Annotated in this window: 16 protein-coding genes; 13 read left to right on the forward strand and 3 right to left on the reverse strand. The window is 74.7% G+C overall.

The window, feature by feature from the left end:
• Positions 1 to 142 precede the first annotated feature (142 nt).
• Positions 143 to 1,627 (reverse strand): class I adenylate-forming enzyme family protein, encoded by a 1,485-nt coding sequence (locus HCN56_RS05650; RefSeq protein WP_167968367.1) that lies wholly within the window; start codon positions 1,625 to 1,627, stop codon positions 143 to 145.
• The gene (locus HCN56_RS05655; RefSeq protein ID WP_167968368.1) at positions 1,627 to 1,875 is read right to left on the reverse strand and encodes an acyl carrier protein; all 249 of its coding nucleotides are present in this window, start codon (positions 1,873 to 1,875) and stop codon (positions 1,627 to 1,629) included. Before HCN56_RS05655 ends, HCN56_RS05650 begins: the two co-directional genes overlap by 1 nt.
• 327 nt (positions 1,876 to 2,202) lie before the next feature.
• Here HCN56_RS05655 and paaA point away from each other — a divergent pair, with 327 nt between their 5' ends.
• The 9 genes from paaA (at position 2,203) to HCN56_RS05700 (ending at position 10,005) form a co-directional block, all read left to right on the forward strand.
• Entirely contained in the window at positions 2,203 to 3,279 is a 1,077-nt protein-coding gene (gene paaA, locus HCN56_RS05660; RefSeq protein ID WP_167968369.1) for a 1,2-phenylacetyl-CoA epoxidase subunit PaaA, read from the forward strand.
• Positions 3,276 to 3,578 (forward strand): 1,2-phenylacetyl-CoA epoxidase subunit PaaB, encoded by a 303-nt coding sequence (gene paaB / locus HCN56_RS05665; RefSeq protein WP_167968370.1) that lies wholly within the window; start codon positions 3,276 to 3,278, stop codon positions 3,576 to 3,578. The genes paaA and paaB overlap by 4 nt, the downstream gene beginning before the upstream one ends.
• Complete coding sequence (gene paaC / locus HCN56_RS05670; RefSeq protein ID WP_209312392.1) at positions 3,571 to 4,380, forward strand: 1,2-phenylacetyl-CoA epoxidase subunit PaaC; 810 nt, start codon at positions 3,571 to 3,573, stop codon at positions 4,378 to 4,380. The genes paaB and paaC overlap by 8 nt, the downstream gene beginning before the upstream one ends.
• Entirely contained in the window at positions 4,377 to 4,910 is a 534-nt protein-coding gene (gene paaD / locus HCN56_RS05675) for a 1,2-phenylacetyl-CoA epoxidase subunit PaaD (protein ID WP_312871067.1), read from the forward strand. The genes paaC and paaD overlap by 4 nt, the downstream gene beginning before the upstream one ends.
• A 9-nt stretch (positions 4,911 to 4,919) precedes the next feature.
• A complete protein-coding gene (locus HCN56_RS05680; protein WP_167968372.1) occupies positions 4,920 to 6,044 on the forward strand; it encodes a 2Fe-2S iron-sulfur cluster-binding protein in 1,125 nt (374 codons plus the stop codon).
• 33 nt (positions 6,045 to 6,077) lie between these two features.
• Positions 6,078 to 6,854 carry a glucose 1-dehydrogenase gene (locus HCN56_RS05685; protein WP_167968373.1) on the forward strand — a complete coding sequence of 259 codons (777 nt, stop codon included), beginning with the start codon at positions 6,078 to 6,080 and terminating at the stop codon, positions 6,852 to 6,854.
• A gap of 84 nt (positions 6,855 to 6,938) precedes the next feature.
• Positions 6,939 to 7,787 carry a tryptophan 2,3-dioxygenase gene (locus tag HCN56_RS05690; protein WP_167968374.1) on the forward strand — a complete coding sequence of 283 codons (849 nt, stop codon included), beginning with the start codon at positions 6,939 to 6,941 and terminating at the stop codon, positions 7,785 to 7,787.
• Entirely contained in the window at positions 7,777 to 8,631 is an 855-nt protein-coding gene (locus tag HCN56_RS05695; protein WP_167968375.1) for an alpha/beta hydrolase family protein, read from the forward strand. Before HCN56_RS05690 ends, HCN56_RS05695 begins: the two co-directional genes overlap by 11 nt.
• A 138-nt stretch (positions 8,632 to 8,769) precedes the next feature.
• Positions 8,770 to 10,005 (forward strand): sensor histidine kinase, encoded by a 1,236-nt coding sequence (locus HCN56_RS05700; RefSeq protein WP_167968376.1) that lies wholly within the window; start codon positions 8,770 to 8,772, stop codon positions 10,003 to 10,005.
• A 432-nt stretch (positions 10,006 to 10,437) separates the two neighbouring features.
• Here the strand turns inward: HCN56_RS05700 and HCN56_RS05705 are convergent, their stop codons facing one another.
• Positions 10,438 to 11,151 (reverse strand): LysR family transcriptional regulator, encoded by a 714-nt coding sequence (locus HCN56_RS05705; protein WP_167968377.1) that lies wholly within the window; start codon positions 11,149 to 11,151, stop codon positions 10,438 to 10,440.
• Positions 11,152 to 12,246: 1,095 nt separating this feature from the next.
• Between HCN56_RS05705 and HCN56_RS05710 the strand changes: the two genes are divergently transcribed.
• From HCN56_RS05710 to HCN56_RS05725, 4 genes are read left to right on the forward strand one after another with little or no spacing between them, the layout of a single operon-like run.
• Positions 12,247 to 12,543, forward strand: coding sequence for a hypothetical protein (locus HCN56_RS05710; protein ID WP_167968378.1), 297 nt, complete (start codon positions 12,247 to 12,249; stop codon positions 12,541 to 12,543).
• Positions 12,540 to 13,478: a ferritin-like domain-containing protein gene (locus tag HCN56_RS05715; protein ID WP_209312393.1), complete on the forward strand. Its 939-nt coding sequence runs from the start codon at positions 12,540 to 12,542 to the stop codon at positions 13,476 to 13,478. Before HCN56_RS05710 ends, HCN56_RS05715 begins: the two co-directional genes overlap by 4 nt.
• Complete coding sequence (locus HCN56_RS05720) at positions 13,454 to 13,930, forward strand: holo-ACP synthase (RefSeq protein WP_167968379.1); 477 nt, start codon at positions 13,454 to 13,456, stop codon at positions 13,928 to 13,930. The genes HCN56_RS05715 and HCN56_RS05720 overlap by 25 nt, the downstream gene beginning before the upstream one ends.
• The gene (locus HCN56_RS05725; protein ID WP_167968380.1) at positions 13,884 to 14,315 is read left to right on the forward strand and encodes an acyl-CoA thioesterase; all 432 of its coding nucleotides are present in this window, start codon (positions 13,884 to 13,886) and stop codon (positions 14,313 to 14,315) included. Before HCN56_RS05720 ends, HCN56_RS05725 begins: the two co-directional genes overlap by 47 nt.
• Positions 14,316 to 14,338 lie beyond the last annotated feature (23 nt).

The raw sequence follows: 14,338 nt of genomic DNA on the forward strand, positions 1-14,338 counted from the left end.
ACTACGAGCGCTTCGTCGCCGAGCGCGCGCCGGTGGAAGCCGCGGAGGACGCCTGATGTGGTTCACCCAACTGGTGGTGCGCAACCGCTCCAGGGATGCGGTCGCGCCGTCGGCGCCGGTGCCCGCCGGGCGCACCGCCGACTCAGGCACGCAGCAGCTTCTTGACGATCTTGCCGGCCGGGTTGCGCGGCACCTGGGCCAGGAACTCGAAGCGGGTGGGCCGCTTGTAGGGGGCCAGGTTCTCCCGCGCGTGGGCGAGGAGATCGGCGGCGGTGGTGCCCTCGGTCGCCACCACGTAGGCCAGCGGCACCTCCCCGTAGTCGTCGTCCGGCGTCCCGACCACGGCGGCGTCGAGGACCGCCGGGTGCTGTGTCAGCACCCGCTCGATCTCCGAGGGGTAGACGTTCTGACCGGCGCGGATGATGAGGTCCTTGCTGCGGTCCACCAGGTGGATGCGGCCCTGGCCGTCGAAGAAGCCGAGGTCCCCGGTCCTGATCCAGCCGTCGAGCGTGATCTCCGCGGTGGCGTCGGGCTCGTTCCAGTACCCCTGCATCACCCCCGGGCCGCGGACGACGATCTCACCGATCTCGCCGCCGGGCACCTCGCGGCCCGCGTCGTCGACCGCGCGGGCCGACATCCCGGGCACCACGCGGCCGCAGGGGATACGGGCGTCGACCTGCCCGGGCGCGGGATGCTCCTCGGGGCCGAGGGTGACGAACGGGCCGCCGACCTCCGTCATCCCGTAGACCTGCCGGAACCCGCACCCCAGGCGTTCCACCGCCTCGGTGTACACCTCCGGCGGCATGGGCGCCGCGCCGTAGAGGATCTCCCGCAGCGAACCCAGATTCGCCGTGCGGGAGGCCTTCGCCTGCAGCATGAAGCGCACCATCTGCGGCACCATCCACATGTGGGTGGCGCGGTGCCGCTCCACGGCGGCCACGGCCCGCTGCGGCGTGAAACCCGGCATCAGCACGATGGTCGTGCCGGCGGCCATGTACGTCAGGGAGACGACCATGCTGCCGTGGTAGAGCGGGCAGCAGTTGACCATCACCATGTCGTCGGTCGGCCGCGCCGACACCAGCCAGCCCAGCGCGATGGCGCGGAACGACGCCGCGTCGACGGTGACGCCCTTGGCACGGCCGGTGGTGGCCGAGGTGTGCAGCACGGCCACCGGATCGGTGTCCGCGACGTCCGGCAGCGCCGGGCGGGGCTCGGGCGCCTCCGTGCCGAGCGCCTCGAAGACCGGCTGGTCCAGCGCCACCCGCAGCCGCACCGAGGCGGGCAGCTCGGGGTGGCGGTCGAGGAGTTCGGTCTCGCCCACCACCGCCACCGCGCCGACGCGCTCGATGATCTCGGTCGCCTCGGGAGCGGAGAGGCTGTGGTTCAGCGGAACGAAGAGCGCCCCGATGCGGGCCAGGGCGAAGTAGCTCTCCAGCACCTCGATCCGGTCCTGGGAGAGGATCGCCACCCGGTCGCCCCGGTCGATCCCCAGGGCAGCGAACCCGTGGGCGAGCTGCGCCGTCCGGTCGTGGAACTCGGCCCAGGTGACGCTGCGCCGTGCGTCGGCCACGGCGGTGCGGTGGGGGTGGCACTGGCGGTTGCGCTCCACCAGTTGGGTGAACCACATCAGGCGTCCTCCGCGGCTTCCACCGGCGCGCGCTCGGCGACGAAGCGCTCGTAGTCGCCGATCGTGTGCAGCTCCTCCATGTCGTCGGCGGTGATCTCCACGCCGGTGCGCTGCTCCACCAGCAGCACCAGGCGGACCAGGTCGCCCGAGTCGATGCCGCTTCCGGCCAGGTCGACGTCGTCGCCGATGCTCTCGGCGTACTCGGCCGTACCGGTGAGTTCGACCAGCATGCCCCTGACGGTGCTCATGGTTGCTCCTCTCGCTGTGCCGCGGCCGTGCGCCGCCCGGCCGGCCGCCCCGCCGTCGGGGGAGCGGCGTGCCGTCGAGGAAGAAGAGGCGGCAACCGGGGGCGGCACTCCGCCACCACCCCTGTGATGTTCGTCACATGAATGATCAGGGGGTTGCCCCGGATAGCGGAGCGCCTCCCGCCCCTCTCTATTCCATGAGTGCCGGGCCCGCGGTGTGCGGGGACGAACCGGCAAGCGGCCGCAGGTCGAGGAGTTGATGCAGGTGCCCGGGGAGTGCACGCGAGAGGGCCCCCGCCCGCGCCCCGCGCCCGGAGCGGCGGTGCCGCGATGAGCGCCACGGCCCCCACCGGTCCCCGCGCGGCCGATGCCCCCGCGGACGGCGGTGCACCGCAGGAGGCGGAGCGGGCGGCGGAGTTCGAGGCGCTGGTCGCGGCGGGCGAGAGCGTCGAACCGCGCGACTGGATGCCGGACGGCTACCGCCGGATGCTCATCCGTCAGATCGCCCAGCACGCCCACTCGGAGATCATCGGGATGCAGCCCGAGGGCGGCTGGCTCACCCGCGCCCCCTCCCTGCACCGCAAGTCCGTGCTGATCGCCAAGGTGCAGGACGAGGCCGGCCACGGCCTGTACCTGTACTCCGCCGCCGAGACCCTCGGCGTCGACCGCGCGGACCTGCTCGACGCACTGCACCGGGGCCAGCAGCGCTACGCCGCGACCTTCAACCACCCGGCGCTCACCTGGGCTGACACCGGCGCCATCGCCTGGCTCACCGACGGAGCCGCGGTCACCAACCAGGCACCGCTCTGCCGGACCTCCTACGGCCCCTACGCCCGCGCCATGCGCCGGATCTGCCAGGAGGAGGCCTTCCACGTCCGGCTGGGGTTCGACATGCTGCTCGCGCTGTGCGAGGGCACCCCGGAACAGCGCGCGATGGCGCAGGACGCCGTCGACCGCTGGTGGCTCCCGGCCGTGGCCCTCATGTTCGGCCCGCCCGACACCGAGACCGCCGGGACCCGCGAGCCCGCGGCGGCGCTCGGCGCCGCCGTCTCCCGCCGCGCCATCGCCTGGGGCATCAAGCACCACACCAACGACGAACTCCGGCAGCGCTTCGTCGACCACGTCGTCCCGCAGGCGGAACAGCTCGGACTCACCCTCCCCGACCCCGGCATCCGCTGGAACGACGAACGCGGCCACTACGACTTCGGGCCGATCGACTGGGAGGTCTACCGCGGCTCGCTGGAGGAGGACTCCCACACCGCGCGGCGCCGGATCGCGCACCGCGTCGCCGCCCACCGCGACGGCGCCTGGGTGCGCGAGGCGGCCGCCGCGTACGCCGAACGGCCCACCGCGCCGGACGCCGCGCCGGACCGGACCACCGCCGGGGAAGGAAAGCCGACCGGATGAGCCAGGACCAGCAGACCACGACCACCTCGTGGGAGGTGTTCCTGCGCCCGCGCCGCGGCCTCGCCCACCAGCACGTCGGGTCGGTGCGCGCCACCGACCCCGACATGGCGCTCGCGCACGCCCGCGACCTCTACACCCGGCGCGGCGACCCGCTGTCGCTGTGGGTGGTCCGCTCCGACGGGGTCCACGCCGCCTCCCCGGCGGAGCGCGACCCCTTCTTCAGCAATGCGCGGCACAAGCCCTACCGCTACCCGGAGCACTTCGCGCCCCTCACCCGGGGGGAGCAGGACGATGCGTGACCCCGCCACCACCGCCCGCCCGGCGGCCCCCGGCGCCCGCGGCACCGCCCCCGGTGACGCGCTCGCCCGCCACGTCCGCCGGCTCGGCGACGACGCCCTGATCCTCGGCCAGCGCCTGTGCGAGACCGTGACCCGCGCTCCGACGATCGAGGAGGACCTGGCACTGTCCAACATCGCGCTGGACCTGATCGGCCACGCCCGCGTCCTGCTCACCCGCAGCGGACAGCTCGACGGCAGCGGCCGCTCCGAGGACGACCTCGCGTTCCGGCGCACCGAGCGGGAGTTCGAGAACGTGCTGCTGGTGGAGCTGGAGCGCGGCGACTTCGCCGTCACGATCGCGCGCCAACTGGTCTTCAGCCACTACGCCGTCCTCCACTACACGGCGCTCGCCGACGCCGCGGACCCGGAACTCGCGGCGTTCGGCACCCGTGCCGCCCGGGAGAGCGCCTACCACCGCCACCACGCCGACCGCTGGACCGAGCGCCTGGGGCGGGGAACCGCGGAGAGCCACCGCCGGATGCAGGCCGCGGTCGACCGAGTCTGGCCGTACACGGCGGAGCTGTTCGAGGAGGACGAGCTCTCCCGCACCCTGGTCGCGACCGGCGCCGTACCGTCCGTCGCCGCCCTCCACGACGACTGGGCGGCAGCGGTCACCGCCGTCCTCGATCGCGCCGGACTGACGGTGCCCGCCCTCGGCCCGCAGCCCCGCGGGGGCCGGGACGGGCTGCACACCGAGGACTTCGCCCCGCTGCTCGCCGAACTCCAGTCCGTGCACCGGCAGTACCCTGGAGGCAGCTGGTGACGCCGCGACAGGAGCCCGCGTACACGGCACCGCCGCCCGGCCCCGACGCGCCCCTGCCCGCGGAGGAGGTCGCGGCCCGGATCGGCGCGCTGCCCGACCCCGAACTGCCGATGATCACCCTCGCCGACCTCGGCGTGCTCCACTCCGTCGGCATCACCGACGACGGCCGCCTCGACGTCGCCCTCCTCCCCACCTTCCTCGGCTGCCCCGGACTGGAGTCGATGGCTGCCTCGGCCCGCGCGGTGCTCGCCGAGTGCGGCCACCCCGACGGCCGGGTCCGGCAGGTGCTCGCACCGGCCTGGACCACCGACCGCATCACCGAGGCAGGCCGTGCCAAGCTCGCCGCCCACGGCATCGCCCCGCCCGGCCCGGCGGGCGACGGGCCCGTCCCCGTGGAGCTGACCGCCGCCTGCACCCACTGCGGCTCCGCCGCGACGCGGCCCCACAGCCCCTTCGGCCCGTCCCGGTGCCAGGCGGTGCAGTGGTGCACCTCCTGCCGCGAGACCTTCCCCGCCATGACGGTGATCTGAGGTGACGTCATGACCACCCACCGCCCCGCGTCCCCCACGCCCCCGGCCGAGCCCCCCGTCGCACCGCCCCGCGGCTGGCACCGCCTCGCCGTCGCGGAGGTCGACCGGCTGACCGCGGACACCACCGCCGTCACCCTCCGGGTACCGCCGGAACTGCGCCCCGTCTTCGCCCACCGGCCCGGACAGCACCTCGTCGTCCGGCACCGCCAGGAGGGCCGGGAGCTGCGCCGCAGCTACTCGCTCTGCCCGCCGCCCACCGACCCTGCCGGCCTCCGGCTGGTGGTCAAGCGCAACACCCCCGACGGCTTCGGCGCCCATGCCGCCACCCGGCTGGCCAGTGGGGACACGCTCGAACTGTCGCCCCCCACCGGCAACTTCGGCCTCCCGGCAGCACCGGCCGACCACCACGTGCTGATCGCCGGCGGCTGCGGCGTCACCCCGCTCGCCCCCATGGCAGCCGCCGCGCTGCGGGAGGACCCCGGCTGCCGGGTCTCCCTGGTCCACGCCGTGCGCACCGCCGGGGACGCGCTGCTCGCCGACGAACTCGCCGAGCTGAAGGACGCGCACGTCGACCGGTTCACCACCGTCCACGTCCTCTCCCGGGAGCAACAGGGCAGCGACCTGCTCACCGGACGCCTCGACCCTGCCAGATTGAGCCGCGTCCTGGACCTGCTGGAGGCCCGGCCGGGGGAGGGGACCACCTACTCGCTGTGCGGCCCCCACGGACTGGTGGCCACGGCGCGGACGCTGCTCGCCGAGCGGGGTGTGCCCGCGGACGCCGTCCGCTGGGAGCTGTTCTCCGCCGACGGGCTGCCCGGCGACCCCGAGCCCGCCGACCGGGCCCCCGCGGACGGGGAGCGCCGCATCACCGCGGTGCTCGCCGGCCGCACCAGCCGCACGGTGATGGGCCCGGAGGACCGCGTCGCCCTCGACGCGGTGCTGCGGGTGCGACCCGAAGTGCCCTACTCCTGCCGCGAAGGGGTCTGCGGCAACTGCCGCGCCAAGGTCGTGCGGGGGGCCGTCGCCCTTGCCCCGCAGCACGCCCTGGACCCGCGCGACCGCGCCGCCGGCTACACCCTGGCCTGCCGCGCCCGGCCCCGCACCGACGACCTCACCCTCGACTTCGACGCCTGACCTCCACCCCACGGAACCAGCACAGGAGAGAACGTGACCACCACCGAACGCCTCGCCGGCCGCACCGCACTCGTCACCGGCGGAAGCCGCGGCATCGGCCGCAGCATCAGCGGGCGTCTCGCCCGCGACGGCGCCCTCGTCGCCGTGCACTACGGCCACGACCACGAGGCCGCGCAGCGGGCCGTCAAGGAGATCGAGACCGCGGGCGGCCGGGCGTTCGCCGTCCACGCCGAACTCGGCGTCCACGGCGACGCCGCCGCGCTCTGGCAGGAGTTCGACGCCCGCCTCGCCGACCGCGGCGAGGAGCCGGGGCTGGACATCCTCGTCAACAACGCGGGGATCAGTGTGCCGGGCACCGTGGCGGACGTGACGGAGGAGAACTTCGACCGGCTCGTCGCCGTCAACGCGCGGGCGCCGTTCTTCCTCGTCCAGCACGCGCTCGGCCGGCTCCGCGACGGCGGGCGCATCGTCAACGTCTCCTCGGCCGCGACCCGCACCGCGTTCCCCCAGATCACCGCCTACAACATGAGCAAGGGGGCCCTGGACACGCTCACCCCCGACCTCGCCAAGCAGCTCGGGCCGCGCGGCATCACCGTCAACACCGTCGCGCCGGGGTTCACCGACACCGGCATCAACCCCACGCTGGCCGACCCGCAGGTCCGCCAGGCGTACGCCGCGGCCTCCGTCTTCGGCCGCGTCGGCACCCCGGACGACATCGCGGACGCCGTCGCCTTCCTTGCGAGCGACGACGCCCGCTGGGTCACCGGGCAGTGGCTCAACGCCAGCGGTGGCGTGGTCCTCGGCCCCTGAACCGCGCCCCCGCCGCCCGGCCGGCGGACACCGCCCCGCCGGCGGCCGCGACGCAGATCCGGCAGCCACAGCCTTGGAGCCATCATGAACAACGGCACGTCCCGCCTGGCGGACCCGGGCGTGGACTCCACCCTCACCCGGCCCTTCACCGGGCCCAGCCCCTACGACGACTACGTCCGCGCCTCCGTCCTCAACTCGTTGCAGCATCCGCTCACCGAGGCCGCGGACGAGATGGGCTTCCTGGTCACGACGCAGGTCATGGAGTTGTGGTTCACGCTCGTCGCCCACGAGTGGCGCGCCGCGCGGGACGCACTGGCGCAGGACGACCTCGACGCCGCCGGCGACGCACTGGTCCGCAGCCGCCGGGCGCTCACCGCGCTGGTCGCCTCCTGGGCACCGATCGCCGCGCTGACGCCGGCGCAGTTCAACGGCTTCCGGGCGGCGTTCGGCCGTGCCTCCGGCTTCCAGTCGGCCATGTACCGGCATCTGGAGTTCCTGCTCGGCGACAAGTCGGAGTCCATGCTCCGCTCCCACCAGGGCGACCCGGCCGTCCACGCGGAGCTGCGGCAGGCGTACCGGGAACCGTCGCTGTACGACGAGGTCCTGCTCTACCTGCACCGGCACGGGTTCGAGGTGCCCGAGCGCGTGCGGGAGCGGGACGTCACCGCCCCGTACACCTCCGACCCCGGCGTGGTGGAGGCCTGGCGGCAGATCTACGCCGGGCCGCAGCACCACCCGCTGCTGGTCCTCGCCGAACGGCTGACCGACATCGCCGAACTCGTCGGCCGCTGGCGGGAGGACCACCTGCGCGTCGTGCGCCGCGCCATGGGGACACGGCCCGGCAGCGGTGGGTCGGCCGGTCTGGCCTGGCTGGAGGGCCGCGCCGCCCGCCCGGTCTTCCCCGAGCTGTGGGAGGTCCGGGGTGTCGTCTGACCGCATCTCCGCCTTCGCGGCCGAGGAGGAACGCCGCGTGCTGAGCCTGCGCCCGGTCCTCGCGCCCCGTCACGGCTCCTACGGCGACCATCCGCACCAGGTCTACGACGCCTGGCCCGCCGAGGACCCCGACGCGCCGCTGGTGATCCTGCTGCACGGCGGCTACTGGCGCTACGACCGGATGCACCTCACCCCGTTCGCCGCGTACCTGGCGGCCCAGGGCTTCCACACGCTGCTGCCGGGGTTCCGACGCTCGGGAGGAGCCGGCGGGTACCCCGAGACCTTCGACGACGTCGCCCTGCTGGTGGACACGCTGCCCGCGGGCAGGCCGTACGTGCTGGCGGGCCACTGCTCGGGCGGCCACCTGGCGCTCTGGTGCGCCGCCCGGGCGCTGCTGCCGCCGGGGTCGCGCTGGCACACCGAGGCGCTGCCCGACAGCGTCCTCGCCCTGGCGCCGCTCACCGATCTGGCCGCCACCCGGCGCGACCGCCTCAGCGACGACGCCGCGCTGCAACTGCTCGGCGGCGAGGAGAACTTCGCCGAGCGTCTCCCGCCGGTCGACCCGGTGACCCTGCTGCGCCTGTCCGGCACCACCGGGGTCCGCACCGTGCTGCTGCACGGCGAGGTCGACGAGGAGGTCCCGCTCAGCCAGTTCGGCGACTACGCCGCCGTCCACCGCGACCTGGAGACGGTGGTCCTGCCGGGTACCGGCCACTACACGCTGATCGAGCCGGGCGCGCCCGCAGCTGCGGCGGTCGCCGGGACGCTGCGCGCCCTCTCCGCCGGCCACCCGCTGCCCGCACCCGCGGCGCTCCTCGCCCCGGCCCCCGCCGCCGGCGACTGACCCGACCGCTGCGCCGCGCCCCCGCCCTCCACCGCCCCGCGAACCGCTGAACGGGGGCGTGTGGAGCGCGCGGACGGCGGCGCGGTCGAACCCGGCCTCGCCGGACGGGCGCGCCTCCGAGCGGCATACGGTGAGCCGATGAGTCGGATCTACGCCTTCCTGCGCCGCCATCCCGCCCCGGCGGACGCGGGGTGGAGTCTGCCGGTCGTCGGACTGAGCCTGCTGCTGGTGTTCGGCTACGACAGCCCCTACTACCCCGGCGGGCCGGTGTGGGCGGGCGTTCTCGTCACAGCCACCGCGTGGGCCGCCGTCACCCTGCGCCGCACCGCGCCAGGCCCCGCGATGTGGCTGACGGTCGCCACGGTGGTGCTGCACGTCCTGGGGGCGGTCCTCCTCCTGCCGACCGCGCTGCTCCTCCTGGTGGTCGTCGGCACCGCGGCCGCCGGCCCGCTGCGCTGGGCCTCCCGGACCGCGCTGGCCCTCGTCCTGGCGGGGCCCTGGCTGCACGGCTCCCGCTGGCTGGCCGAGGGGGACCCGGCCAGCTTCGTGGTCGAGGCGTGCCTGCTGACCCCGGTGACCCTCATCCCGTGGGTCCTCGGCGACGCGGCGCGGACCCGCCGCGCGTACTTCGCCGCGTTGGAGGAGCGGGCCGCCCGGCTGGAGCGCGAGCAGGAACTGGAGGCCCGGGTGGCGGTGGCCGCCGAGCGGACCCGTATCGCCCGCGAGCTGCACGACGTCGTCGCCCACAGCGTCTCGGTCATGGTCGTCCAGGCCGACGGGGCGCTCTACACCATCCCCGACCACCCGGACCGGACGCGGGAGGCGGTCCGGGCGGTCAGCAGCACCGGCCGTCAGGCGCTGTCGGAGATGCGGCAGCTGGTGGGCGTGCTCCGCGACACGGCGGGGGAGGGGACGGCGGGCGACCCGGCCGCCGCGTCGCAACCCGGACCGGAGCAGGTGGCGACCCTGGTGGACGAGGTGCGTGCCGCCGGACTGGAGGTCGACTGGAGGCTGGAGGGCGAGCCCCGCGCCCTCCCGGACGGCGTGGCGCTCACCGTCTACCGGATCGTGCAGGAGGCGCTCACCAACACCCGCAAGCACGCCGGGCCGGGGGCCACCGCCCGCGTGATGCTCCGTTACACCGACACGGCCGTGGAACTCGTCGCGGAGGACGACGGACGCGGGCCCGCCGTGCGGGGCGTCGGACGGCGGGCCGACGGCGGCGGCAACGGCCTGGTCGGGATGCGCGAGCGGGTGGCGCTGGTCGAAGGCACCGTCTCGTCGGGGCCGCGGCCCGGCGGCGGGTACCGGGTCGCCGCGGTCCTGCCCGCCCCGGTGCGCCTGCCCGAGCGGGACGGGCGCGACGACGGCTGAGGGCACGGACCCGGGGTCTCTGCCCGGCGGCCCCTCGACGCCTCGGCGGCGCCACCGGGCAGGCTTGCGGGACGGGGCCGCTGTCGGCGCCCTCGCCGGGCCCGGACCGGCAGCCGGGTGCCGTTCGGCGACAACGGCCCTCGCGCGGCTCGGCTGCGGCTGCCGGTCCCGTCGACCGAGGCGCCGGCCCGGTGGACGCGCCGCCGTGGGATGCGGCGGGCCGGGGCCACCGGTACTCCGGCGGAGTGCGGTCGGTGGGCGGCTCAGCGCATGGGGGAGACCCGGCGTCGCCGGTTGGCTCGCGCCATCGGATGCGGTCAGCTGCACCGCCGAGGGGCGCTCTCGCACCGGGTTGCACGCGGGCGTTCCCGGTGACTCGGCAGATGGCCGCATCCGATGTCGCGGGCCCGGTGCGGGGCCTCCCACCCGCTCTCAGCCCTCCGCTGCCGCGGCCAGCGGCGGTCGGGCGAGCCCGCGGGCGAGCGCCACCAGCCGGTCGACCTCGGCCGGGCTCGCCCACTCCGGCCAGCTCAGCCTCAGCCGGTGGACCACGGGTGCGCCGCCCTCTTCCGGCGCCGCACGGAGTGTCACGTCCGCGGTGCCCAGGCCCCGCGGGTCCGGGCCGTTGTCCGCGGGGCGCACTCCGAGCACCGCCCCGCCCTCGCGCAGTGCGCGCAGGTGCTCCTCGCGTGTGTGCCGGACGACTCGCACCCCGGCGCGGAACAACTGCTCCCCGGCCAGGGCGCCGAGCCCCGCGACGAACGCCTCCGGGGCGCTGTCCCCGTGCGGCACGTGGCTCAGCACCAACGGCGAACGGCTGCCGGCGCGGCGCCGGGTTGCGTCGGTGGTCTCGTCCAGCGCCCGGACCGCTGCCCGCGACCCCCGCAGGAACTCGCGGCCGGCCGGCGTCAGCCAGACGGCGCGGTTGGTGCGGAGCAGCAACGGGGTGGCGAGGTCCTTCTCCAGGCGGGCGATCTGCTGGCTCAGCGCGGGCTGACTGATGTGCAGCCGCTGGGCCGCGCGCCCGAAGTGCAGTTCCTCGGCGAGGCAGATGAAGGACCGCAGGCGGCTGAGGCCGAGGTCGGCGGGCCGGCGCTCCGCGGCGCGGTCGGGTGTTCCCTCTCGTACCGTGTCGGTGATCGACATGTCGTTCCCCCCACGAGTGGTGATGAACGCCCCTGACCGCGCGGACGGAAACCGGGGAGGCGACGGGACCGGCGGCCGCGGAGAGGTCGGTGTTCCGCGGCGGTCCGCCGTTCCGTGCCGTTCCGGAATGCGCGGTCGGGCCCGAGGCGTGTTCCTGCAGTGGCTTTCGGTGGATTCGCCCGGGAGCGGCCCGGTCGTCGGTCGTCCGGCGCCGCTCGCGCGTTCCGGCGGTCCCGCGGAACACCTCCGTGATCGGCAACCGGAAAAGGAGCGAGTGCCGGCACATGCCTGTGCACGGATTGGCGGCGGTTGGTGCTGTCGGGAACTGGCTGGTCGTTTTCCGTTTCCCTCCGAACGGGTCGAGTGCGGGTCCACCGGTCCAGGGTCGGGAGCCTAGCGGGGAGGTGTTTCGGTGGGGGAGTGAGTGCGGGGACAGCGGTGGGTGAAGAGGCGGAACACGCCGATCCGAATGTCGTGCCGTTTCTCCGCCGGTACCGGGGACGCGGTGCGGAAGGAACGGCGGGGGCGAGCGCGCGACGCCCGGAGCGGGCACACCGCTCCCGCCGACGGTGCGCGCGGTCGTCCGCTGGTCGTTGCTGTTCCCGGCCGGTCCGGCACGGGCCGGTTGGCCCTTCGACCGTGGTCCGGGTGCGCGACGGCGACACGGCGTGCCACGGGGCGGGGCCGCTGTCGCGTGCCACGGTGGAGGGAGGTTCTCGGCCGTCGACCGGAAGACCGGGGGCGGCGGGCTCCCGCGGGGATGGCTGTAAAACGCTCCCTGCGTGCGGAGGCGCCGGCGCTCCCCGGCCGCTTCGGGCGCGTGCGGCCGTGCGGTTCCGCGCGGGATGCGGTCCCTCTGCCGCCGGTGGGCCGGGGACCCGTCCGCCCGGTGAGCACCGCGCTCGGCGCCACAGGGAGGGTCGCACCGCGAACGCGTCCGGTTCCGTCCTGGCCTTCACGGCCGACCGAGCGCACGAGCGAGGGCGCCTCCGGCGCACGCGACGCCGGGCGAATCCGGCGCCGGCCCGCGGTGATAAACAAAACGAATGACCGAAGCGGCCGCGTTCCGCGTCGCCGACTGTAGTCTCACGAACCATGGATGCGCCCGAGCTCGATTCCTATATACGCCGGAAATTCGCGGAGCACGCGGAGGTACCCGAGGACGAACTCTTCCAGAGCGGCGTCACGCTGGCGGACGTGGTCGGCCGGAGCCCGCGCATGACCAACAGCATCGACCTCATGGAGTCGTTCGCCCGGACCGCGAATTCCCTCCGCAAGGACCACGGCATACGGGTCCGCCTGCCCGCGCTCCCCCTGGACACGCCGCTGACGGAGGTCGTCGCGCTCTTCCTCGCGGAATGCGAGCGGCAGCAGCCGGGGGCGGTCGCATGAGCACCGTCACCCCGGGCACCGGCACCCGCGGCGCCCGCCCCACCGCGTCGCAGCCCGCGATCATCACCGACCTCTGGGACGCGCTGACCGACCGGGGCATGTCCCTGGTCGACGTCACCTGGGAGCAGCACCGCCTGCACGAGTCCCGCCGGTGGAGCGTCATGGAGATGCTCGCGGCGGTCGACATCGACAGCCTCACCCCGCGCGACCGGATCCTCGTCTGGAACGCCGGCCGGGCGGAGTTGACCACCAAGCCGGGCGCCGACCGCCTCGAACGCCAGGCGGAGGCCGAGACCCGCCGCTGGGGACCGACCGACCCGTCGGTGGCCGCGGTGATGGAGGCGTGCGGCACGTGGAGCCGCTACTGGAACGAGGAGGAGGCGCACCACGAGACCGTCTTCATCCGCCTCGCCCAGTCGGCCGGGATGGAGCCCATCTCGGACGAGACCTTCATCCAGTTCCGCCAGGTCTTCCCCGACGACGACATGCTGCGCACGCTCGTGCTGCTGGCGATCTCCGAGATCACCGCCGCCGTCAACTACGGGCAGTGCCAGCACGTGGTGGAGGACGCCGGCCTGCGCCGGATCTTCAAGCAGGTCGCCGCCGACGAGATCCAGCACCGCAACTACTTCGTCTCGTTCGCGAAGGCGCTGGTCGACAGCGGTGCCTACCACCGCAAGGACGCCTTCGCCGTGGCGCATCTGTTCCTCCGCGAGGACGGCGAACTCCAGGGCAGCGCGCGGGAGCAGCGGGAGAGCCGCGGCACCCACGTCAACTGGTGGGACCACCTGGAGACCAGCGGCAGCGACTTCCGGCCCGAGGCGATCGAGAAGAAGGAACAGCTGATCTGCGGCGCCCTCAAGAAGATCACCGGCATCGCGGTCGGCTCCCGCGAAGAGGTCGAGGACACGTGGATGGACCTGCTGGACAGCTGATCGCCGTCGGCCACGACCTCCAGGCAGTCGCCCCGCTGCGCACCGCTGTCGCCCTGCGCAGCCCCGGCGTCTTCTTCACCGCGGCCGAACTCGCGCGGTTCGCGTCGGCGGTCGTACCCCTGCAGAGCACCGCCGCCGGGTTCGCCGCCAAGGAGGCGTTGTTCAAGGCGCTGCCGCCCGCGCCCGAGCCCTGGTTCTGGACCGATGCCGAACTCGCGCACGACCGTCACGGCGCGCCCCGGTTCCGCGCCCGGGGTGCGCTGGCGCGTCACCTCGGCCGCCGGGGCCTGCGCGTCGCCGTCTCGCTCTCCCACAGCGGTGACTACGTCTCGGCGGTGGTCGTGGTCTCCGCCGTGCGGACCGTGAACCGGACCCACCCCACCAGGACAGGACGGACCGCTCCCCGTGTACTCCGACGAATCGCAGCTCGACCTGCCGGTCCGCCCCGGTGACCTGGACGCCCTGGGCCACGTCAACCACGCCGTGGCCCTCGCCTACCTGGAGGCGGGGCGGCGGCACTGGCTGGAGAGCCGGGCCCCGGTCAGCAGCACCGAGGCGGTCGCCGTGGTCTCCCGGGCCGAGGTGGACTACCGGGCGGAGCTCCCCTACGGACCGCTGACCGTCCGCACCCTGCTGACCTCGCCCTCGGCCGCGGACCTCGCCGCCGGCGACATCACCTACCGTGCCGTCTTCCGGCAGCGCATCGTCCCCGGGCGCGCGACCGCCCCCGCCGTCGAGGCCCTGATCACCGTGGCGTTCCTCGACACCCGGCTGCGCCACCTGATCCCGCTGCACGCGTACCTGGCGGCGGTGCACCCCGCGCAGGAACGGCCCTGACCGCCGCCGGTTCCGGAGAAGGA

The organism is Streptomyces lonarensis (assembly GCF_012033735.1).
In the GTDB taxonomy this organism is placed as follows: Bacteria; Actinomycetota; Actinomycetes; order Streptomycetales; family Streptomycetaceae; genus Streptomyces; species Streptomyces lonarensis.